The organism is Vibrio breoganii (assembly GCF_024346795.1).
Classification (GTDB): Bacteria; Pseudomonadota; Gammaproteobacteria; order Enterobacterales; family Vibrionaceae; genus Vibrio; species Vibrio breoganii.
Genome location: NZ_AP024864.1, coordinates 1,902,585 through 1,923,169, shown reverse-complemented (window position 1 = coordinate 1,923,169; position 20,585 = coordinate 1,902,585). Strand labels below are relative to the sequence as shown.

Sequence of the window (20,585 nt, the reverse complement as noted above, 5' to 3'; positions counted from 1 at the left end):
TCCTAAACGAGTATACCGCCCCATTTCTGACTAATTTAGGCAAACTGTTAGGCAAAATTGAATGATATAGAGTACGAAGTTAACGTTTAACGGACTGCTTGCGGTATAGCAAAATCTTTAATGTAGAGGCTAATTTCACTCAGCCACTACACGGTATCAAAGTAGCCAGAAACCGGGATATCAAGCGGATTTTAGACGTCGTTTATTTTCGAACAATGTAGCGTGTTGCTTCAATAATCTTTGCTTTTTCATGCGCCTTCGTTGCCGGTTTTGTTTCGTTCATAATGAATTGAGCATCTGCTTGCTCCTCAAATGAGGCTTGCAAATGTCGTAGTGAGGCGCAAGTGTTCAACCATAACTCTTCTTTTTCTGATTGGAATAGGGTTTTCTTATAATGTTCTAAGAAACTCACGAGTTTGCCCGCAGAGACAATTAATTCGTTATCACTCATATTGGCAACTTTATGATTATCCGCTATTTTGTTGACCCCACCTGAAAGCAGCATGCCTCCTCCCATTGTTACTACGTAGCCTCCGGCCATACCAAATCCCTGTGCTGCTAGTGAGCCTCCTCCTAGCATTGCTAATCCTGCACTGGTTGCTGCCGCCCCAGATAAGCCCATTAACCCACCTATTCCGGCCGCCAAATAGGGCGCCACGAGGAGAGATGCTGCCGCGGCAACACTCAGAATGAGAAGGGTATTATTGTTCGATGTTTCCTTATGAATGGCTTTGATCGTTTTGGTATACGATTTGTTGATCTTCTGCAGTTCATTGACATCGGTTCCTAGCAGGTCTGCTGCATGAAAGAGGAGTGATTCCGAATGAAATTTAATTGAAGAGAAAGTAGTGTTTTTCTTTTCATCACTGAGTGAAAAATACGGTACAAAGGTGCCCACCTCGACGAAAAAGGCTGACTTTTTTGCATTACTCCAACGAGAAAAGGTGGCGTGCACATCATTTTTTAAATTCGGTTTACTTCTGCTCACCCCAAGTAAAGACTCAGTGGCCTGAGACCATTCGCTTAACCATTGCTGTTTCAGCAAGAGGTTTTGATTCTCAAACGAGTTTAGCGATTGCTTTGTACTTAATAAGGAGCGTAGCTTCGATGTTGAGCTTCCTGAAGTTTGCTCTTTTGCGACCGCTTCATATTGAATTCGATACAACAGCTCCAGTTCTTCAGTGTCAAATCTAAAATGTTCGCTATTTGTCATTATCATTACCCTATTTAAAAGTGAAATTGCCACTACGCAGAGGCAAAGAATTTAGCATCGCAAAACAGAGCGCAATAGGAATATCAGAAATTTATATTTGTCAGTTTGTGTTGCGACGCGCTGAGGTGGTTCTGAGTTGTGCGTTTTCAGAATGAAAAAAGGAACGGAATTTAATGTCTGAAAGTGCAAAGAATGCGTATTGAGCGTTTGAAGTTTTCAGCGGCGGCAGGTAACGGGAGCGTAAGGAGGAAACTGGTTTCGAATAATGTAAAAATTATTGAAATAACGGCTATTATCAGAGGTACCGAACATCGGTACTTCGTCCTTTTTTAAATATTCACCATCAAAATGAGAAAGAGCTAACTTATTGAAAAATAAGGGTTATAACGAGTGGTTCGAGGAAGAGGCTGGGTCTCCACCCAACCTCCTTCGAAATACCCTCTAAGCTACTGAAAATAAACTTTCACTCAAATATCTTTATGAGTTACAGCGCTTTTCTGATTGGTACTAAACATTGGTACTGAACTCTGCGAATTTTTCTTTCAGCTAGAATTAAATTTTGTGCTTTCTATACTCATCACACTCTTGCTAGTCCACTGTTTGGATTTAGACCTGATGTGAAAACTTCATTGAGTTCTATCTCAAAACAGATCGCTCGATCCAATACCTTGTAACTCCAAATTGCTCTAAAAAGAATTTTATTTGTCGCGACTGTCGAATGGTATGAACACCTCGATAGGCATCATTACGGCAATGTATATGCAGTGTTACCGAGTAAAATGATTAATCAGAGCCAGCAAGTCACTTCTCAAATTTGATAGGACATAACCCAACTAAGTAAAGAAAGATGATTTTGAAGTGAAATCTTAACCCGTTGGTTTCGGTTAAGGTGGTACCTAATCGCTCAATTGGCTAGGTATTATAGGCAGGTGCGTATAGGGGAAGAGAAGAGGTTGAAGACAAGGAAAGACTTGCCTCCAACCTAGCTGTATCGGTAGCTACAATATGACGAGTTGAACACTACCTATCGAGAATTGCATATCTTGTAATGTGTCGGTAGAACCGACCCATTCAGGAAGTATTGAAACTGCTGTGTCAATATTCTTTAGGGTATTGATATCTATGTTACCGCTGTCATCTGAGAACAGTGCACGTAATGGCACTTGAACTTGCTGCCATCCAGATTGTTCTTCGAGAAAATAGGGTTGTGAGTTACCAAACTCGCTGGATTCCATCTGAACTTGGAAGCGTCTCGTTGGGTGGTCGCCGTAGTTATCGACGTAAAACATAAACTGGAGTACGCCTGTGTCTATGTAGTTGGATAGATCACGGGTATATTCATCGGTTGTTTTTAAAACCAATCCTCCATTTGCACCTGCTGGAGCATCCGTATATGTTATGCGAATATGATCAGGTGCCCAATCAAGAGTGGAAGCCCCTGAGGTCATCCAGTTGTCAATACCCGTTGCCCAACCACCTAAAGCCCAATTATCTAAATCGAACACTTTAGATGCTGCGTAAGGATCGTTTATATCATCTGCAGCAAGTGGTGTGCTGGTGGTGTCACACTCAAGTACGTTACTTTGCTCGATAGAGCTACCTATGATACGAGCATTACCAAATTGAAAATTGAGATTGGTTGAAGAATCCAATGCTAATGGGGAAATAGTATTCGCAAAGTCCATACCGTTATCAGAGAAGCATGAAAGTGGAACCTTGATAACCTGAGTGCCCTGATTGTAGTTGGCAAGTAATGCACTGGTGATTGAAACTTTGCCAATGTCTACACCGATTTCATTTTGAGTCGTTACATAGATCTCTTGGTCTAAAGCGGGTTTACTCATTGTAGAGACATCAAACTGTAAGGTCGCACTGGATGGGTCAACATCCAAATTAACATGACTTGAATCGTTACTTTGTAGCAATAATCGGCCTTGTTTATTGTCGGAAATGTTGACGTTAAGTGTGCCTCTTGGTGTACCTAATGGGTTTTGAGTTTGGATATTGCCCTGCATCATATTGCCACTTTCATCAACAGTCGCTTCTATACCATCACTATCAATGATGACGACATCAAAGCTTTGATCATCACTTGGACCATAGAGGGCTATCTCTTTGGTAGGGTCACTCATTGCGATCTGAATATCGCGAATAGAAAAGTCGATCCCTTGTAGAGTATCCGTAGACTCTACCCATTCAGGTAAGATAGACATGCCTTTATCGATGTTTTTAAGGGAGTTGATATTCACACTGCCATCTTCACGCGTGAAAAGGTCACTCAAGGGGATCTTTATCTCTGTCCAGCGATTTGCTGCTGTATTTTCATTTAAGAGATATGGCTGAGAGTTCCCAAATTCACTCGATTCCATTTGTACTTGCAGACGTTTTGTTGGGTGTGAAGCGTAGCTTGAGACATTTAGTGAAAATTTGAGAATACCGGTATCTATGTAATCAGAAATGTCTAGCGTGCTTCCATCTGTTGTGGCGAATACCAATCCACCATTCTCACCAGCAGGTGCATCAGTATATTCCACACGAATATGATCACTTGCCCAATGAAGAGTGGATTCGCCAGTTGTCATCCAGTTTGTAATGCCTGTTGCCCAACCTTCTGTACCGGTGTCGCCTACCTTAAATAGAGTTGATACTTGGTAGCTATCGTTCGGGTCATCAGCTTCGACCCTATCACTGGTTGATTGGCACTCTAGGACATCATCTTGTTCGATTGAATCGGCAATAATTTGGATGTTGCCAAGGGTAAAGTCGAGGTTACTGGAAGATTCGAGCGCAAATGGCGCTAATGCCTGAGTGAAGTCCATTCCAGAGCTTATAAAGCAAGACAGTGGAACCTTGACGGTTTGTGTTGCTCCATTGTAGCTAGCCAAAAAAGTACTGGTTAGTTCAACATGCCCAATATCTTGGTCCATCTCTTTTTGGGTCGTTAAATATACTTCTTGACCAACAATAGGCTTGCTCTTCATTTTGCTGTCAAACTGCAAGGTAGCTTTTGAGGTATCAATATCTAAAAAGACAGCCTCACCGTCATTACTTTCTAGTAGAATACGGCCATTTTCATCGTTGGTGATGGTGACGTCGAGATCGCCACTGGTGCTTTCCGTCATACTTTGGGTGTGAACATTACCTTGACTCACCGAACCACTGCTGTCGACGAATGCTTTTGTTCCTGAACTGTCGATGACGGCCATTGAAAATAAACCATCGTCACCTGAACCATAAAGCACAATCGAATCAACAGACTGTTTCGGCTCTTCGTAGGGATCATCTAGGCAACCCGCTAACGATAAAGCGCAGAGAGATGCAATAAGTGTTTTCTTACCAAATGTAAACTGTTCCATGGCTTTGTTTCTCAATCCTATGGCTACTTAATAACTGATTTTTATATTTAGTTAAACGTTTAATCTATAGCGAGCATGATACTTAAATTTCAAGGAGGCAAGGAAAAAGATAAAGTCAATGTTATTTTTGTGAATCTCGACAAGAATAGGTGCCCAGTTTTGGTTGGCAATGCACCAAATTGTTTGTTCTTGCCTATCTCCGTTTACAACTAACGCTTTAAGTCTTTGAAAATTAAGCATTAATTTTTATATCTATTAATTGGATAAAAATAACTATATCTGGATCACGTTTGTGCAATACACACTATTGACGATTTAATAAATCTGTCTCAATGTAATATAAACGTTTAAACAACCCTGCGATGAATTGGAATTGATGATGAGTAATAAAAAGTATGCCTTTGCAGCTGCATTGATAAGTTTCAGTGTGAGCACTTTTGCCAGTGATATTGTTTTAGACGAATTGACGATCAGAGATCATTTATACCCAGAAAATTTTAAAGCTGAGCTTAACAACAACTTAAATTTCTTCCGGGATGGTGTTGGTGTCGACCCAGTTTCTAAAGTTCCTTTTGATACCGTTTCTATTGTCGATGGTGAAGTTGTTCCTTTCTATTACGTAAATACCACCGAAATTGGCCTGTACCTTAATATCTTGGTAGAGGTTGAAAAAGCGGGTAACGCTGATGCATTGATAAGAATTAGCGAAGTTCTTGATGTACTGGAAGAAACGCCAAAGTGGAAAGGACTGTATTTTTGGCCATATGACATTGTTGACGGAAAACTTCAACCAACAGAAGAAGGGATCGTTCCTGCTGTTGATAATGCCAATTTAGCGCTTTCACTGGCTGGTGTCGCAGGGGCGTATCTTGATTCAACGTCTCCAGATAAACAAGCCATTGTTTCAAGAATCGAAGCCATTCTTGAAGGACAAATTGATGGATGGATATCTATCTATGATAAAAACCGAGGCTTGATGAATGCGGGCTGGAGCACCAAAGACAATGCTGCGTTGCCATATTTTATTGACCGAAAAGCAAATGAAAGCCGCCTAGCGCCGTTATGGGCTGCGTTGATTACTCGTGATCAAGGTTCAAATGCAGTACCTACCAGTGCTTTCGATAATATGGAGCTATACACACACCCATATACTTTCAATGGCAAAGAATACAATCCAATGCTGACTTGGAATGGCACTTACTTCCAAGGCATGTTGCCTTCAATTTGGATGAATGAAAAACAACTCATGCCAGATTACAGTCTTGTCGAAGACATGACCTTTGTTCAAATGGTTTACGCAGCAAAGCACAATATTCCTCTACTTTCATCTTCAGCAACGGTTGACGATGGGTACTCTGAATTTGGAGTGCCTTATCTTTCAGAGAGTAAAGTTATGTTTAACAATGAAATGCATGCTGGAGATACAGGAACGCCTCATGCTACGGCTCTGTCATATATTGTTAGCCCAGAAACTTCAGTGGCAGCTTTAAAAGCCCTTAAGGCTTATTACCCAAGCATTGAAAGCGAATTTGGTTGGTATGATGCGGTTGATACTGAAGGGCGTATGTCGACCAAAATACTTTCTCTAGACCAAGGTATGTTTGTCGGTGCTTTTGTTGCTGATGAGATTAATGCCGATGTACAAACTTACTTGGAAGCGCGTGGCTACATGAGTGATGTAGAAAAAATGTATCGCAGCTTCATTCCTAACAACAAGTAAATGTAGAGGGCGTAAAAATGAAAAATATCTCTACATTGCTATGGACTGGCTTAGCTTTGGTTTCTACAAACGTACTTAGTAATGAATCCAAGGCAAATATGTGGGATGGCATCTCTTTACCAGGGTACGGCAGTGTTAAATCTAAGCCGGGAATGTGGGATGGTATTGAGTTACCTGGCCACGGAGCAGTGGCTGGTGATCAGTTAGAGCTTCCAAAAAACGATGATTCTTTGCGAGATATCGGTGGTTTTGGTGAGGTACTTATGGCATCAGAATCGGGCGGAGCAACTCCCAAGCGAACGCGTATTCTGACCGGGTACGAGTACGAAGAATACGTTTACAAGGATGCTCCTAGTCAGCTTTTTCATTCCATTATTTTTGCTGATGGCTCAACAAAAATCGGCGAAAACTTCCGACTCGCTTATGTAATCAAAGAGACACATAAGTATCGAGGTAAAGATAAGGTATCTGAGGGTAATTCGTTGCTTACGATTGACCTTATGCCTCGTTATGAAAAATGGGTAAACGAGAACTTCAACTATGCCATCGAAGTTGGCTACGAAAAAGTATCTGGTTTTGATGAGAGTACGCGATACCAAATTACTCCTGAACTTAACTTTTCTCTTGGAAAGCACTTCTTACACCTGAATCTAGAGGCTGGTTATTGGGATGAAGAAAAGGCGATGTTTTACGAAACAGAGCCACTGTATGTCTACCGTTTCAATGATTGGATTAATTTAGGTGGCAAGTTCTTGTATCACGAAGACAAAAACGATTTTGCGTGGAAAGAAATCGCCATCAAACCTTTGATTCAGTTCCGCTTTGATAACAACGTGTATCTGGAACTTCGTTATGAAAGAGGCGAAACCGAAATCTATGATGGAACGGGATACGATTACAACAACTATGCCTTGTACTCAGAGATCCCTATTAACTCAAGTATTAGTTTATTGGCAGATCTCGCCTATCGAGACCACAAGCAGAGAAACGGAAATGAATATACCTGGGGCGACAAAGAAGGTGTATTTGCCAAAGTCGGTATCATTTGGAACTTCTAAATAATTAACCGTGATATGACAAAGCCCTTCGGGGCTTTTTACTTAATGAGACTCCTATGAAATTCAGACTCTTATCCATTTTCACTCTATCGGTTCTTATCTTTACTGGATGTAATAGTAGTAGTGATGACTCGCCAGACCCGATTGTTCCTGAAGAAGATGTGATCACTCAAATCAGAATCGAATCAAAATACTATCCTGTGGGATTTGAACAATCGCTACAAGACAATATGGACTACTTTATCGATGGTGTTGGGGTTTCAACTCTAGCGCACATTCCTTTTGATCATGTTCTGGTGGATGGTGACGAGATACTTCCTTCTCACTACACCAATATATCGACTATTGCGTTGTACATTAATGTCCTCATTCAAATGATTGAGTATGGCGATGAAAATGCGATTACTCGTCTAAGCACAGTACTTAGCGTGTTAGAAAGTGCGCCAAAATGGAATGGACTTTTCTACTGGCTGTATCAGATAGAAGGTTCGAATTTAACGATTGATGATAGTGCCATCGCTTCGGCGGTAGATAACGGCATAATGTCTTTTACGTTAGCGGGTCTCTACGGGGCGCTACATAACCATACTGATGAACGTCTAAACCAACTCTCTCTGAGAGCTGACGTATTATTGAGTGCACAATCTACAGGTTGGTCTGAACTGTATGATGCTAGCCAAGGTTTTTTAAGAGCGGGTTGGAGCCGAAAGGACAACGCCTACCTTAGTTATCATGTAGACCGTAAAGCCAATGAGAGCAGATTGGCAACACTTTGGGCGGTGATGATGACCGACAGTCAGGTTCCGCACACGGCTTTTACTGACATGACACTAGTGAGGGGAGGGTTCTCAAATGCGGGCTTAGATGTCGCGCCTATGCTCACCTGGGATGGTTCATATTTTCAGGCCATGCTCCCAGCATTGTGGCTTGATGAGCAGTCATTGATGCCTAGTTACGAAATGGTAGCGGAGTTTACTCAAGTACATCTTCAATATGCAGACGACCATAATATCCCGCTAGTCTCAGCATCTTCAACTGTCGATGATGGGTACGCTGCATTTGGGTTGGAGTCGGTGTCTGAAAGTCATCGAAAATACAACAATTCAATTGAAACGGGCACCACCGGCACACCTCATGCTTTGGCGTTGTACTATATGATTTCACCGACCGATGCCATACAGCGTTTAAATCAGTTGAAAATAGACTCGCCCCAGATTGAAACATCAGCTGGATGGGCTGATGCCATAGACAGCACTGGGCAAGTTTCTAGTAAGGTCATTGGTCTTGATCAAGGGATGTTTGTAGGCGCATTTATTGCTGAACCTGTGCGCGAAAACGTCGCTATGTACCTTGATATCAAAGGACAAACCTCGGCACTACAGTCTCTTTACAGCTCTTTTGTAGCAGATGAAATATTGTAAAGTCACTGGTAGAAGACAGAGATCACGAAACGACAAACTATCGAAATGAAATCATTGCTTTGATTCAGCCGTATAGTTACTATTTTGTTGAAACGTTTAACCCCGCTTTAGATAGGAAGTTATAGCCCATGGCAAAGGTCACTCTTGAAGGCATTAACAAGGTTTACGACAATGGCTATCATGCGATTCATGATGTCAGTTTAGACATTAAAGATGGCGAGTTTATGGTACTCGTTGGACCATCAGGTTGCGCAAAGTCAACAATGCTAAGAATGGTTGCAGGTCTAGAAAGTATTACAAGCGGTCAATTGTTTATCGGTGACAAGGTGTGCAATGATTTGCCGCCAAAAGACCGTGGTATCGCTATGGTTTTTCAAAACTATGCACTTTACCCACATATGACCACCTATGAGAATATGGCCTTTGGCCTTGAAACGGCAAAGAAATCTAAGCAAGAAATAAAACGACGAGTATCAGAAGCCGCTGAGCTATTAGAGATCACTGATTTACTGGACCGAAAACCGAATCAAATGTCGGGTGGACAGTGTCAGCGTGTGGCATTAGGTCGAGCAATGGTAAGGAAGCCAGAGGTTTTCCTATTTGATGAGCCTCTTTCAAATCTTGATGCTAAGTTACGTGTTTCTATGCGTATGCGAATCACTCGATTACATCAACAACTTCAAGAGTCTAGCAGTCCGGCGACAATGGTTTACGTTACCCATGATCAAGTGGAAGCGATGACAATGGGGGACAGGGTATGCATCTTGAATAAGGGGCATATCATGCAGGTGGACACACCAATGAATGTATATCACAACCCGAAGAACCGCTTTGTTGCTGAGTTCATCGGCTCGCCTGCAATGAACATGTTTGCAGGGAAAGTGAGTAAGTTTGAGGGTTCGGTTGGCGTTGACTTCGGAGGCAAATTAATTGAATTGCCTGCTGAGCGTCATACGCGTGCTGAACTTTGGACGGACAAAAATGTACATGTAGGTATTCGCCCAGAACATATTGCCGTTAGGTTAGAGAAAGGCAGCAATACATTGTCTGCGGAAGTGGAAGCTATTGAAGAGCTTGGCTCGGAAGTTTATGTGCACCTGAATGTTTTAGGCTGTCACGTTATTTGTAAGCAGTCAGATCGTGAGCAGGTTCCTGCTGTCGGCTCTCGCTGTCATATCGAATTACTCATGGACAAATGCCATTTATTCGATGATTCAACCGAAAACAACATTTTCTATTCTTAACAAACTCAGCGTCTGGAGATTTGTCGCGATGCACCAATTTATTAATGAGCCGGCTTTGATCGTCGGTGATGAAAAACTTAACATGACCTTCAGCCCAACTGGCGTGCTGTCTGCGATTCGCAGTGAAAAATTAATGGTCTCACTTTTTGATACGCCGTTGAATGAGTTGTCGATTAGCAATATCTATCTACGCACGTTCGACAATGATGTTATTTCTGCAACACCGTTACTTTTTTTTAATGAAGAAATTGAAACGTTTAAGCAAGAAGATGGTTCATTAGCCTGGAAAACAACGACAGATAAATATGAAGCATTAGTATCGCTAAGAATTGTAGATAGTGCTTTCTTCTATGATGTTGAAGTAAATAACATCGGAAGTTCAGAGCTGACCTTTGACTTGGTTTATGGACAAGACCTTGGATTGGCGGATGAAGGTGCAGTTAAAACCAATGAAGCGTATTGCTCTCAGTACTTAGACCACCAAGTCTATCAACTGGATGATTTCGGGTTCACCGTGTGCAGCCGTCAAAACCTTCCACAAAGCACGGGTAATCCGAGAATTCAGTTCGGTTCGTTCTCTCCTGTTATTGGCTTTAGCACGGATGGATATCAGTTTTTTGGCCAAGAGTACAAAGTCACTGGCGAAGCCATGGCTCTGAAGAAGTACGAACTAGCGAATGAAAAATATCAGTTTGAAATGGGCTATATTGCACTTCAAACGGAGTCCGTTACTTTAGCGCCAAATCATGCGAATGCTCAGACATTCTATGGCGTTGTTGAGGGGCATTGTGAAGAATCAAACCTCAAACAACACATGGATGTCGCGTCTATTAAATCTATGCACGCAGATGGTGAACACACTGTTAGTTGTGACAACCTTCTGCCGTATAAGGCTCGAAGAAAAGCACCTTACATTAAAGGTGAAAAGCTAACTGACGATGAATTACGCGATCTTTTCGGTACTGAACGCCGTTTCTCTGAATCTAAAGAAGGTGAGCTCCTATCGTTCTTTTATGGTGACAGTCAATATGTGACGCTGGCCGCAAAAGAGCAATACATGGAACGCACAACGGGGCACGTAATCGCAACAGGAAACAATACCGATTACCAAAACTCTATTATGAGTGCGACCCATCATATATTTGGTGTTTTCAACTCCCAATTAACTCTGGGTAACACATCATTCAATAAGCTATTAGGTGTATGTAGAAACCCTCTCAACCATTTCTCCAATGGCGGTCAACGCATCTGGATCAAGCAGGGAGAGACATACCAAGCGTTAGGGATGCCTTCCGCTTACGAGGTAGGAACCAATTACTCTCGCTGGGTTTACAAATACCTTAACGGTTTCATTGATGTACGCTCATTCGCCTCTGCAGACACGCCAATCATTCAATTAGATATTGAAACCCGTGGCTTGGACACAGCGCTAGATATTGCCGTATCACACCAACTTGTATTTGGTAATAACGAGTCAGATAGTGTTATCCGTGTCACTCAAGGTGAAGATGGACTCACAATTCAAGGCCGTAACGAGTTGATTGAAAAGTTCTCGTCTGAATTGAGTTTCAGCCTGTTGCCGAGCTTAGAGTTATCCGAGTGGGACACTATTTCTAACCCCGAGACTGGTTCGGTAGATTATCTTGTGCTTAAAGGCCTCGTGCATGATCAAGCGAGGATTACTTTTGGTGGTGAATTGGCCGGAGTTAACTCTAAAGGCCAACGTATTGAATTTGACGAAGAGACAGCAAAGTGTGAGTCACAGCGACTGAAGCTAACTAAAGGGTTCAAGCTGCATTTTGAAAACGATGAAATTAACAGCCAGCGCTTAAACGAAACTGTTCACTGGTTTACGCACAATGCGTTGGTTCACTACAGTACACCACATGGTTTGGAGCAGTATTCTGGCGCAGCTTGGGGAACTCGAGATGTATCTCAGGGGCCATTTGAGCTGTTCATGTCAATGCAAGAATATGGCAAAGCAAGAGACCTGCTTAAAGAGATTTATAGTCATCAGTATCAAGAAACAGGAACCTGGCCTCAGTGGTTTATGTTCGATCAGTATGCACAGATTCAACAAGAAGATGCCCATGGCGATATCATCGTTTGGCCGTTAAAGGCCTTAGGCGAATACCTAGCGGTTACCGATGATTTCAGTGTACTTGATGAGATGCTGCCATACACGTTGGCGAAGGAAGAGTTTACTAAGAGCGCTGAGTGTTACTCACTGTTTAACCATGTAGAACGCCAAATTCAGCACATCATCGATAACCTTGTTCCAGGCACTTCACTTTCTTGCTATGGCGACGGTGACTGGGATGACACCCTACAACCTGCGAATCAGTCGTTGCGTGAAAACATGGTCAGTGGTTGGACGATTCCATTGACATTACAAGCGCTTAAAGGAATGGCTGGCGTCCTAAAAGGGGCAACAAAGTTTGATCATTTCAGTGAAGAGTTAACAAAGCTTGCCACTGATATGGAGCAAGACTACCACCATTATTTAATCAAAGATGACACCATTGCTGGCTTCATTCATTTTGATCGAGATGAGCAAGGTGAAGTTGAACAAGTAGAGTACCTTCTGCACCCGTCAGACAAGAATACTGGCATTAAATATCGCTTGTTGCCTGCGAGTCGCTCCATCATTTCGGAAACGTTCACTCCGGAAATGGCGCATGAGCATATGCTGATGATTAAAGAGAACTTAGTGCACCCAGACGGGGTACGACTCATGGATCGCATGGCGGAGTACAAGGCAGGCAAACAAACCTACTTCAAACGTGCAGAGCTTGCGGCAAACCTAGGTCGAGAAGTTGGATTGCAATATTGTCATGCGCATATCCGATTCATCGAAGCGCTGTGTAAATTAGGCGATGCGGAAGCGGTATTTGACAACTTATACAAGATCATTCCGGTGGGGATCCAAGATATTGTTCCTAATGCTGAAATGAGACAGTCAAATGCTTACTTCTCTAGTTCTGATGCGAAATTTAATGACCGTTATTCGGCCTACGATAACTTCGATAAAGTTAAAGCGGGTGAAGTCTCTGTTAAGGGCGGATGGCGTATCTACTCCAGTGGTCCTGGCATTTACTTGAATCAGCTGATCAGTAATGTGTTTGGCTTGCGATTTGAACGTGGCAACTTAGTACTTGATCCGATTGTATCGTCTCGACTAGGTACTGTTTCAATGGACTACGAAGTTGAAGGTAAAGCCGTGAAAGTGGTCATTACATCGGCGGAAGGTCAATACACACCTAAAACGATTCAACTAAATGGTGTCGATGTTCCTTTTGAACTTCAACAGAATCGTTATCGTACCGGTGGTGCGGTTGTGGAATCTAACTATCTGAAAAACAAGCTTAATGAATCAGGTAATGTTCTGAAGGTCACACTGTAGCCGATGATGTTAACCCGGTTCACCGGGTTAACATCATGAATTTCAACATTGACTTGGTATTAATTGTTGCTTATTGCACATTCTTGGTAGAATCGTTTCAACACATACGATGATGATGAAATCAATTGAAGCAAGGACTCTGTAGAACATGGCAGTGACGATCAAAGATGTAGCAAAGAAAGCAAATGTATCGATCGCAACGGTATCTTATTCAATAAACGGAAGCCCACGAATTAGTGATGCGACCCGAGAGCATGTATTGAAAGTTGCCTCTGAGCTTAACTATGTTGCAAACAACAATGCAAAACAGCTTAAACAGAAAAAGAGCAATGCGATTGGCCTATTTTTTAACTCATGGTTTGGACCGATCTACAGTGAGTTAGTGAAAGGTATAGAGCAAGTCTGTCATCAAAATGGGTATGACCTTGTTGCTTGCAGCGTGTATGGCAATGAGGGGTCTACGGCGCACAAATACATTCGCGATCGCATGGTAGACGGCGCCATTATTTTAACCAACTCGTTTGATGATGAGTTTTTAAAGTCGGTAGCAAAGAAGGACTTCCCTGTTGTTGTTTTAGATAGGGAGGTCTCGGGCCCGAATATTTACAACATTCTCATTGATAATTTTGGTGGTGCGTTTTCAGCGACCAAAGCTTTGATTAACTCCGGTTGTAAAGAGATTTACTACTTTGGAGGTCCTGAAGACTCTTATGATGCTCAAAAGCGCCTTGATGGTTATATCTCAGCATTGGGTTACTACAAGATTAATGTGGATCAATCATTGCTGATAGAAGGGGATTTCACCGAGCGTACAGCATATAAAAAGATGCAGGAACTGATAGAACAAGGTAAGCAGCCAAAAGCGGTATTCGCTTCCAACGATGAGATGGCAATTGGCATTATCCGTGCAGCGAAAGAAAAAGGTATCGCAATTCCAGAAGACATGAAACTGGTTGGGTTTGACGATATACAGATGGCAGAACTCATGATTCCAAGACTCTCCACTATCTCCCACCAAAAAATGGGTATGGGCGAGATAGCAGCAAAAACACTGCTCGATGCAATGAACAGTAAAGATGAAATGGAAGATCTGAGAATTCTACCGACAAAATTAATTTTAAGGGAAACTTTGTAGGGTGGATCATGAAAAAATGGTTAATTGGGTGTGTGCTTGCTTTTAGTTGCCAAACGGTTACGTTTGCTGCAACTAAGCTAGAAGTCATGACACCCGCTGGTAACTACATGAATTTTGTTCGTAATGTAGTTGTACCTGAGTTTAAGAAGCAATATCCCGATGTTGAAGTCGTTGTTTCAAACGATGAAAACTTAGAAACTCGAATGGCGGCAGGTGACCTACCAAATTTATACGCGGGTGTATTTGGTTATCAACCAGCTAAATATGCAAAAATGGGCAAGCTCGTTTACTTTGATCAGTTTGAAGGTTATCAAGAGCTTATCGATCGAATAGATCCTGTTTTTCTACGCAAGAATTTTGGTCGTAGTTACTACATTCCATGGAATGCCACCACCCAATTAATGATTTATAACAAAGAACTATTCTTGGAAGCTGGGCTTGATCCAGACCAGCCGCCGCAAACTTGGGAAGAGTTTTTATACGCAGCAGAAAAAATAAACCAGTTGCCCCCGCGTCAAGATGGGAGCCCAGTTTACGGGACCGTATTTTGGAATGATGTATTGTCTTCTGGTAGTTGGTACTGGGGTATGTTGGCTCAGATGTACTACAACTTTAATGAGGGTGAATTTACACTACTTAACCGCTTTGGAACACATCCTGTTTTTGACAAAGAAGAAGCCAATATGGCGGCGTTCTTAGAGACAATGCAACAAGCACAAAAGTTTGCACCGTTGACGATGGAGAAAAGCTTCTTCTCGCGCAATATTGGTATGTGGCCACAGTTTGGGTTTGGTTGGAAAGCCAACTTACAAGAGGCGGCACAGCGACCTATGGTGGTAGGGGAAGATGTTGGGCTTGCACCGATACCGACCTTAAACAAGAGCGATACTTCTTATTCAACCCTTGATGGTCGTGCACTTATGATATTCAAGAATACGGTTGAGGTTGAAGAACTTAGCTGGGCATTTGTTCAACTGCTAATGGATGATGAGCTTAATCATCAAGCAAACGTAGAACTTGGTCAGTTGCCAGTATTAACTGAATTGCAAGACAGACCTTATTACCAAAGCAAGGAAGCCAAACCATTTGTAGATCAGCTTCCCTTTACCATTATGAGTGAACCCTTTTCACAATCAGCTGATGTTGCAACTATATTACTGCAGCAGTACTCCAAGGTTGTACTTAAAAAAGAAATAACTGCTGAGACGGCCGTTGAGTCAGCAAGTCAGCAAGCAAATAAAATATTTGTTCATTAATATATAAGTTCGAGTGGTACTAATATGAAAAAGAATAACCTCATCATGGGGTATGTTTTCCTTGCGCCTTGGATAATATATTTCATGGTTTTTTTGATGTATCCTTTTTATCTTTCGTTTGAAAGTAGCTTTTTAGAAACAAATATTTTATTGCCTGAGAATACCAAATTTGTTGGATTATCAAATTGGATATCTGTGGTAACAGATTTCATGTTTTGGAAATCACTGTTTAATGTATTGTTCAACCAAGTAATATTCGTGTTCCTCAGTTTTTTTATTGGACTTGGTCTTGCCTTGCTATTAAATGAAATAAAGTTCATGGCAAGCTTTTTCAGAACGATAATGTTTATTCCTGTTATCACTTCTATTACTGTCGCTATGGTTATCTTTGATTTTATTTCCGGACCGTCAGGGCCGATACAAAGTTCTATGATCAACGCGCATATTATATCTGAACCCATTTTCTGGAAATTTGAACAGTGGCTTCCTATGCCTGTTATTGCAGTATTTAGTGCTTGGAAGTGGTTTGGTGTTCAGATGATCATATTCCTAGGTGGTATTGCAAGCATAAACCGTTCTCTCTTTGAAGCTGCAGATATCGACGGTGCATCTTGGTGGCGAAAGACACGTAAAATCACACTGCCTATGATTATGCCTCAGATTATATTTGTTATGACCATGAATATTATCAATGGTTTACAGATGTTCATTGAAGTGTTTATGAACTTTGACTTAAGTGGCGGCCCGTATCAATCCGCGCTAACACCTGTTTTATATTTGTATCAAGTAGGCTTCGAAAAGATGCAAATGGGTGAAGCCTCAACCATAGGCTTAATGCTTGCAGCTGTTATTTACTTATTAACAATGATGCAACTGAAAATCACAAGTAAAGAAGACTAAGTATGAACAAAAATAAAAATACAATGATCCTGATTTACGTAACACTCGCGGTTGCTTCTATAGTCGTATTGTACCCATTCTTTTTTATGTTGATTAACTCATTTAAAACTGGGCCGGAGATAATGCACTCTCCTAATAGTCTTCCGACAGAGTGGTCATTTAAAGGATATGTTGAAGTATTTGATTCGATAAATTTAGGACGAGTGTTCTTTAATACTATCTTCATTTCATTATCGGTTACGTTTTTAAATGTATTGTTTTCTTCTATGGTTGCTTACGCCATTGTTAAAACAAAACTCCCGGGGAGAGAGTTTTGGTTGAAGGTGATTCTTGGTTCAATGATGATCCCTGCAGTATTATTTACAATCCCAACTTATATGATGATGTATGAATGGAACTGGATAAACACTTACAGAGTATTAATTATTCCAGGTTCTATTAGTGCATATAATATATTTCTTCTAGTGCAATTCATGAAGCAAATCGACAATGCCTATTTAGAAGCAGCTCGCATTGATGGTGCTAATGAAATTCGTATCTTTAGAAAGATTGTTTTGCCTATGTTAAGACCAGCGCTAGCGACGGTAGGTATTCTAACGTTCATGGGGGCTTGGAATGACTTCATGGGACCGCTTTTGTACGTGAGAGATGAGTCTCTAATGACGTTGCAACTGGCTCTCTATAATTTCCAAACTGAAGTGCCAGGCACCAACTTAGAGCAGTTATGGGCAATGACGACCATGATCGCAGTGCCTGTGGTTATTGTCTTCTTCTGTTTACAGAAAAACTTTATTAAAGCGTTTACTGGTGTTGGGGTGAAGTAATGAGCAATGGAATTAAATTGGGGCTCTTTGCACTGTTGGTGGCAATTGCTTACGGCACAGCCTGGCTGAAAACATATCAACTTTCTGAACGATACAATGAATACGCTCACCAGCAGATTGAAGAGCAGAATTTACTGATTGCCCTGAAAGGCATGAATAAGCTTGAACTGCGGCAAGATGATGTTTATCTAGGTGGATTTCAACAAGTACTCGAAACTTGGGAAAATGCAGTTCTTGGTCCTAAACCTTCGTTTTACGACGACGCCAAAGCAATGCCTGAAAAGATCCTTGCTCAGCTTAACCAGCAACAGCTTGAAATGTTTATTGAGACTTACGTTGAGCTAGACGCTCGTTATGTGCCTGAAGCGGCTGAGCAATTGCGAATACTGGCATTGCAAAATGGGGATAGTGAACTTGCCACTGAGATGAGTGAGTTTTTGTTGGAAGCATTTCCGAACTACAAACCTAAGTCCACTTTGGAGCAATAACGATGGTTAAATATAAAGACTCTTCATTGGCTATTGATGTTCGCACTGAAGATTTGTTGTCAAAAATGACGTTCGAAGAAAAAATGGGTCAATTATGCCAATCGCCAATGTTGGACTATGGCTCTTATAAAGCGCTTTACCTAGACAAGGTACGCAAGGGGAAATGGGGCTCTCGAATTTTAGCTGATACTGCATGGGCCGGAAATGCACCGGGTGAATCGGTTGATCCCAATCAGTTAAATGAGATTCAAAAAGCCGCGATAGAAGAGAGCCGATTGGGTATTCCTATTATCTTTGCTCGCGATGTTATCTATGGGCAAAAAACAGTGCTACCCATTCCGTTAGCCCAGGCCTGCTCTTGGAACCCATTATTAGTAGAAGAAGCTTATCGTGGTATTGCGGCGGAAGCGGCCTCGCTCGGTATTAATTGGACGTTTGCTCCTATGCTCGATATTGTTCGCGATCCTCGTTGGGGTCGGGTTATTGAGAGTAGTGGGGAAGACCCTCATTTGACCAGTCAAATGGCCAAAGCTGTTGTGCGTGGCTTTCAAGGCGATGACTTAACTCAACCTGAGAATATTTTGGCCTGTGCTAAGCATTTTGTTGGCTACGGGGCTTCAGAGGGCGGTCGTGATTACGACACAACGGAAATCTCCGAAAATAGTCTGCATAATGTGTACTTGCCTCCATTTAAGGCAGCAATCAATGCAGGTGTAGGTTCATTGATGACTGGATTCAATGACCTTGGTGGTACACCTGTCACCGGGTCTAAACCATTAGTTCGTGACTGGCTAAGAGGGCAACAAGGCTTTGATGGTTTAGTGGTGAGTGATTGGGGGTCTATTTCTGATCTTGAGTACTTTGGTGTTGCGAAAGACAGTGAACATGCTGCAGCACTCGCCCTTGAAGCGGGTGTTGATATGGCAATGACCCATGAAGCATACGAAGATAATTTGGCTCTAGCGATAGAAAGAAACCCAGAGCTTATAGCTGAATTAGATGATGCTGTGCGGAACGTTCTTCGAGCTAAGTTTCGTCTTGGTTTGTTTGAGAGACCTTACGTTGATCCGAAACATCATCTTAGTGTTCTTGGCAAACCTGAGCATGCAAATAAGGCTCTGGCTCTTGCAGAAGAAAGCTTAGTGCTATTGAAAAATGACAATGACCTCCTTCCGCTAGCTGATTCAGGTTTAACCGTAGCCGTGATCGGTCCGCATGCAGACTCACAGCGACAGCATTTAGGCTCTTGGTGTTTGGATGGTAGTAGTGACGATGTAGTTTCTATCATCGATGGGTTAAGAGCTCAATCAAAGCAGAATACTATCATTACCGATAGTGTCGCGTTCAGTGACGATATGGTGGAGTGCGCGCACCGAGCCGATGTGGTTGTGTTGTGTATTGGGGAAAGCCATAGAAGAACAGGGGAGGCACGTAATGTAGCCGACCTTGCATTGCCCGCGGGTCAAGAACAGCTTATTTCAGCAATCGGAAAAACTGGCAAACCATTGATTGTGGTTCAATGTACAGGACGCCCGATTCCGTCTCCTGCGATAGAGCAGCACGGCGATGCACTTGTCTATGCTTGGCAAAGTGGCACCCAAACAGGGAATGCCGTTGCACGAATTCTCTACGGGTTGGTCAATCCATCAGGCAAGTTATCCATGTCCGTCCCTCGCTCTACGGGGCAGATCCCAATCTATTACGCACGTAAAGAACTAGGAAAAATGCGAGCGTATCAAGATTATCAGCCTTACAAGGATTGCCAAGATACACCGCTGTATCCGTTTGGCTTTGGATTGAGTTATAGCCGCTTTTCATATAGCGACCTGAAATCATCTAAACCTAAGGTCTCTATCGGAGAGGAGGTTCATGTATCCGTTGCCGTTACCAATGATTCTGAGGTTGATGGATGTGAAGTGATTCAATGCTATATCTCACAGAAAGGGACTTCAACTACACGCCCTCGTAGAGAGTTGAAGGCTTTTAAAAAAGTAGACTTAAAGGCTTTTGAAAGCAAAACGATTGAATTTACTTTAACCACAGATGACTTCGCTTTTTATGGCAAAAAAGGAACTATTGAGCAAGAAGCTGCCAAGGTCACGATCTTTGTCGGTGGTGATTCAAACTCCAGTTTGCAAGTATCCATTGATGTGCTCAGTGCTTAGTGCTTAGTGTTTAGTGCATAGTCATTATAAGTTTGAGTACATCGCATCTGAGCTCATTGTATAGAGCTAGATGAGTAGTATCTGAATTAATGGCCATGGTTTTGCCGTGTTCGATAACTCGCTCTAGTATTACTACTAGAGCGAGACGTAGAGCTAATCGTCTTCTATTGTTAACCCCTCGTCCGCATAGGGTAAGTATCACTTACACTCTGTTTCCTACGGCAGTATCCCTAAATATTTAAGTGTTTGATTTTCATTATAAACACTCTGAAAGTTGTTCTAAGATGGTTAGGGCTATGATTTCTATTTTTCCATTACCTAGAAGTTACCGCTAATCGAGGAAGTCGGCGCACTGGCTTGGCTCGTGGTGTGTACGCACGAAGTAAAACTCAGCAAAGGATA

General features: G+C 42.1%; 13 protein-coding genes. 11 read left to right on the top strand and 2 right to left on the bottom strand.

Annotated elements, in window-relative coordinates:
- Window positions 1–202: 202 nt before the first annotated feature.
- Window positions 203–1,213 carry a hypothetical protein gene (locus tag OCU35_RS08925; RefSeq protein WP_261825216.1) on the bottom strand — a complete coding sequence of 337 codons (1,011 nt, stop codon included), beginning with the start codon at window positions 1,211–1,213 and terminating at the stop codon, window positions 203–205.
- A gap of 998 nt (window positions 1,214–2,211) precedes the next feature.
- On the bottom strand, window positions 2,212–4,569 hold the full coding sequence (locus OCU35_RS08920; protein ID WP_261825215.1) for a putative glycoside hydrolase: 2,358 nt from the start codon (window positions 4,567–4,569) through the stop codon (window positions 2,212–2,214).
- 376 nt (window positions 4,570–4,945) lie between these two features.
- Between OCU35_RS08920 and OCU35_RS08915 the strand changes: the two genes are divergently transcribed.
- From OCU35_RS08915 to OCU35_RS08865, 11 genes are all read left to right on the top strand, one after another.
- Entirely contained in the window at window positions 4,946–6,289 is a 1,344-nt protein-coding gene (locus OCU35_RS08915) for a glucoamylase family protein (protein WP_261825214.1), read from the top strand.
- A gap of 17 nt (window positions 6,290–6,306) precedes the next feature.
- A complete protein-coding gene (locus tag OCU35_RS08910; protein WP_261825213.1) occupies window positions 6,307–7,347 on the top strand; it encodes a hypothetical protein in 1,041 nt (346 codons plus the stop codon).
- Between the two features lie 56 nt (window positions 7,348–7,403).
- On the top strand, window positions 7,404–8,768 hold the full coding sequence (locus OCU35_RS08905; protein WP_261825212.1) for a hypothetical protein: 1,365 nt from the start codon (window positions 7,404–7,406) through the stop codon (window positions 8,766–8,768).
- 128 nt (window positions 8,769–8,896) lie between these two features.
- On the top strand, window positions 8,897–10,012 hold the full coding sequence (locus tag OCU35_RS08900; protein WP_065209643.1) for an ABC transporter ATP-binding protein: 1,116 nt from the start codon (window positions 8,897–8,899) through the stop codon (window positions 10,010–10,012).
- 28 nt (window positions 10,013–10,040) lie between these two features.
- Window positions 10,041–13,415, top strand: coding sequence for a GH36-type glycosyl hydrolase domain-containing protein (locus OCU35_RS08895; RefSeq protein ID WP_261825211.1), 3,375 nt, complete (start codon window positions 10,041–10,043; stop codon window positions 13,413–13,415).
- 148 nt (window positions 13,416–13,563) lie between these two features.
- Window positions 13,564–14,550: a LacI family DNA-binding transcriptional regulator gene (locus OCU35_RS08890; RefSeq protein ID WP_065209645.1), complete on the top strand. Its 987-nt coding sequence runs from the start codon at window positions 13,564–13,566 to the stop codon at window positions 14,548–14,550.
- Between the two features lie 8 nt (window positions 14,551–14,558).
- Complete coding sequence (locus OCU35_RS08885; RefSeq protein WP_102427233.1) at window positions 14,559–15,806, top strand: extracellular solute-binding protein; 1,248 nt, start codon at window positions 14,559–14,561, stop codon at window positions 15,804–15,806.
- 24 nt (window positions 15,807–15,830) lie between these two features.
- Complete coding sequence (locus tag OCU35_RS08880; RefSeq protein WP_065209647.1) at window positions 15,831–16,706, top strand: carbohydrate ABC transporter permease; 876 nt, start codon at window positions 15,831–15,833, stop codon at window positions 16,704–16,706.
- A 2-nt stretch (window positions 16,707–16,708) separates the two neighbouring features.
- Window positions 16,709–17,530: a carbohydrate ABC transporter permease gene (locus OCU35_RS08875; protein ID WP_065209648.1), complete on the top strand. Its 822-nt coding sequence runs from the start codon at window positions 16,709–16,711 to the stop codon at window positions 17,528–17,530.
- A complete protein-coding gene (locus OCU35_RS08870) occupies window positions 17,530–18,018 on the top strand; it encodes a hypothetical protein (protein ID WP_065209649.1) in 489 nt (162 codons plus the stop codon). The genes OCU35_RS08875 and OCU35_RS08870 overlap by 1 nt, the downstream gene beginning before the upstream one ends.
- A 2-nt stretch (window positions 18,019–18,020) precedes the next feature.
- Window positions 18,021–20,183 carry a glycoside hydrolase family 3 N-terminal domain-containing protein gene (locus tag OCU35_RS08865; protein ID WP_261825210.1) on the top strand — a complete coding sequence of 721 codons (2,163 nt, stop codon included), beginning with the start codon at window positions 18,021–18,023 and terminating at the stop codon, window positions 20,181–20,183.
- The last annotated feature ends 402 nt before the right edge of the window (window positions 20,184–20,585 follow it).

Bases quoted from the DNA above. Each gene is read 5' to 3' on its own strand.
- OCU35_RS08925 (WP_261825216.1), bottom strand. From the start codon at position 1,213: ATGACAAATAGCGAACATTTTAGATTTGACACTGAAGAACTGGAGCTG.
- OCU35_RS08920 (WP_261825215.1), bottom strand. From the start codon at position 4,569: ATGGAACAGTTTACATTTGGTAAGAAAACACTTATTGCATCTCTCTGC.
- OCU35_RS08915 (WP_261825214.1), top strand. From the start codon at position 4,946: ATGATGAGTAATAAAAAGTATGCCTTTGCAGCTGCATTGATAAGTTTC.
- OCU35_RS08910 (WP_261825213.1), top strand. From the start codon at position 6,307: ATGAAAAATATCTCTACATTGCTATGGACTGGCTTAGCTTTGGTTTCT.
- OCU35_RS08905 (WP_261825212.1), top strand. From the start codon at position 7,404: ATGAAATTCAGACTCTTATCCATTTTCACTCTATCGGTTCTTATCTTT.
- OCU35_RS08900 (WP_065209643.1), top strand. From the start codon at position 8,897: ATGGCAAAGGTCACTCTTGAAGGCATTAACAAGGTTTACGACAATGGC.
- OCU35_RS08895 (WP_261825211.1), top strand. From the start codon at position 10,041: ATGCACCAATTTATTAATGAGCCGGCTTTGATCGTCGGTGATGAAAAA.
- OCU35_RS08890 (WP_065209645.1), top strand. From the start codon at position 13,564: ATGGCAGTGACGATCAAAGATGTAGCAAAGAAAGCAAATGTATCGATC.
- OCU35_RS08885 (WP_102427233.1), top strand. From the start codon at position 14,559: ATGAAAAAATGGTTAATTGGGTGTGTGCTTGCTTTTAGTTGCCAAACG.
- OCU35_RS08880 (WP_065209647.1), top strand. From the start codon at position 15,831: ATGAAAAAGAATAACCTCATCATGGGGTATGTTTTCCTTGCGCCTTGG.
- OCU35_RS08875 (WP_065209648.1), top strand. From the start codon at position 16,709: ATGAACAAAAATAAAAATACAATGATCCTGATTTACGTAACACTCGCG.
- OCU35_RS08870 (WP_065209649.1), top strand. From the start codon at position 17,530: ATGAGCAATGGAATTAAATTGGGGCTCTTTGCACTGTTGGTGGCAATT.
- OCU35_RS08865 (WP_261825210.1), top strand. From the start codon at position 18,021: ATGGTTAAATATAAAGACTCTTCATTGGCTATTGATGTTCGCACTGAA.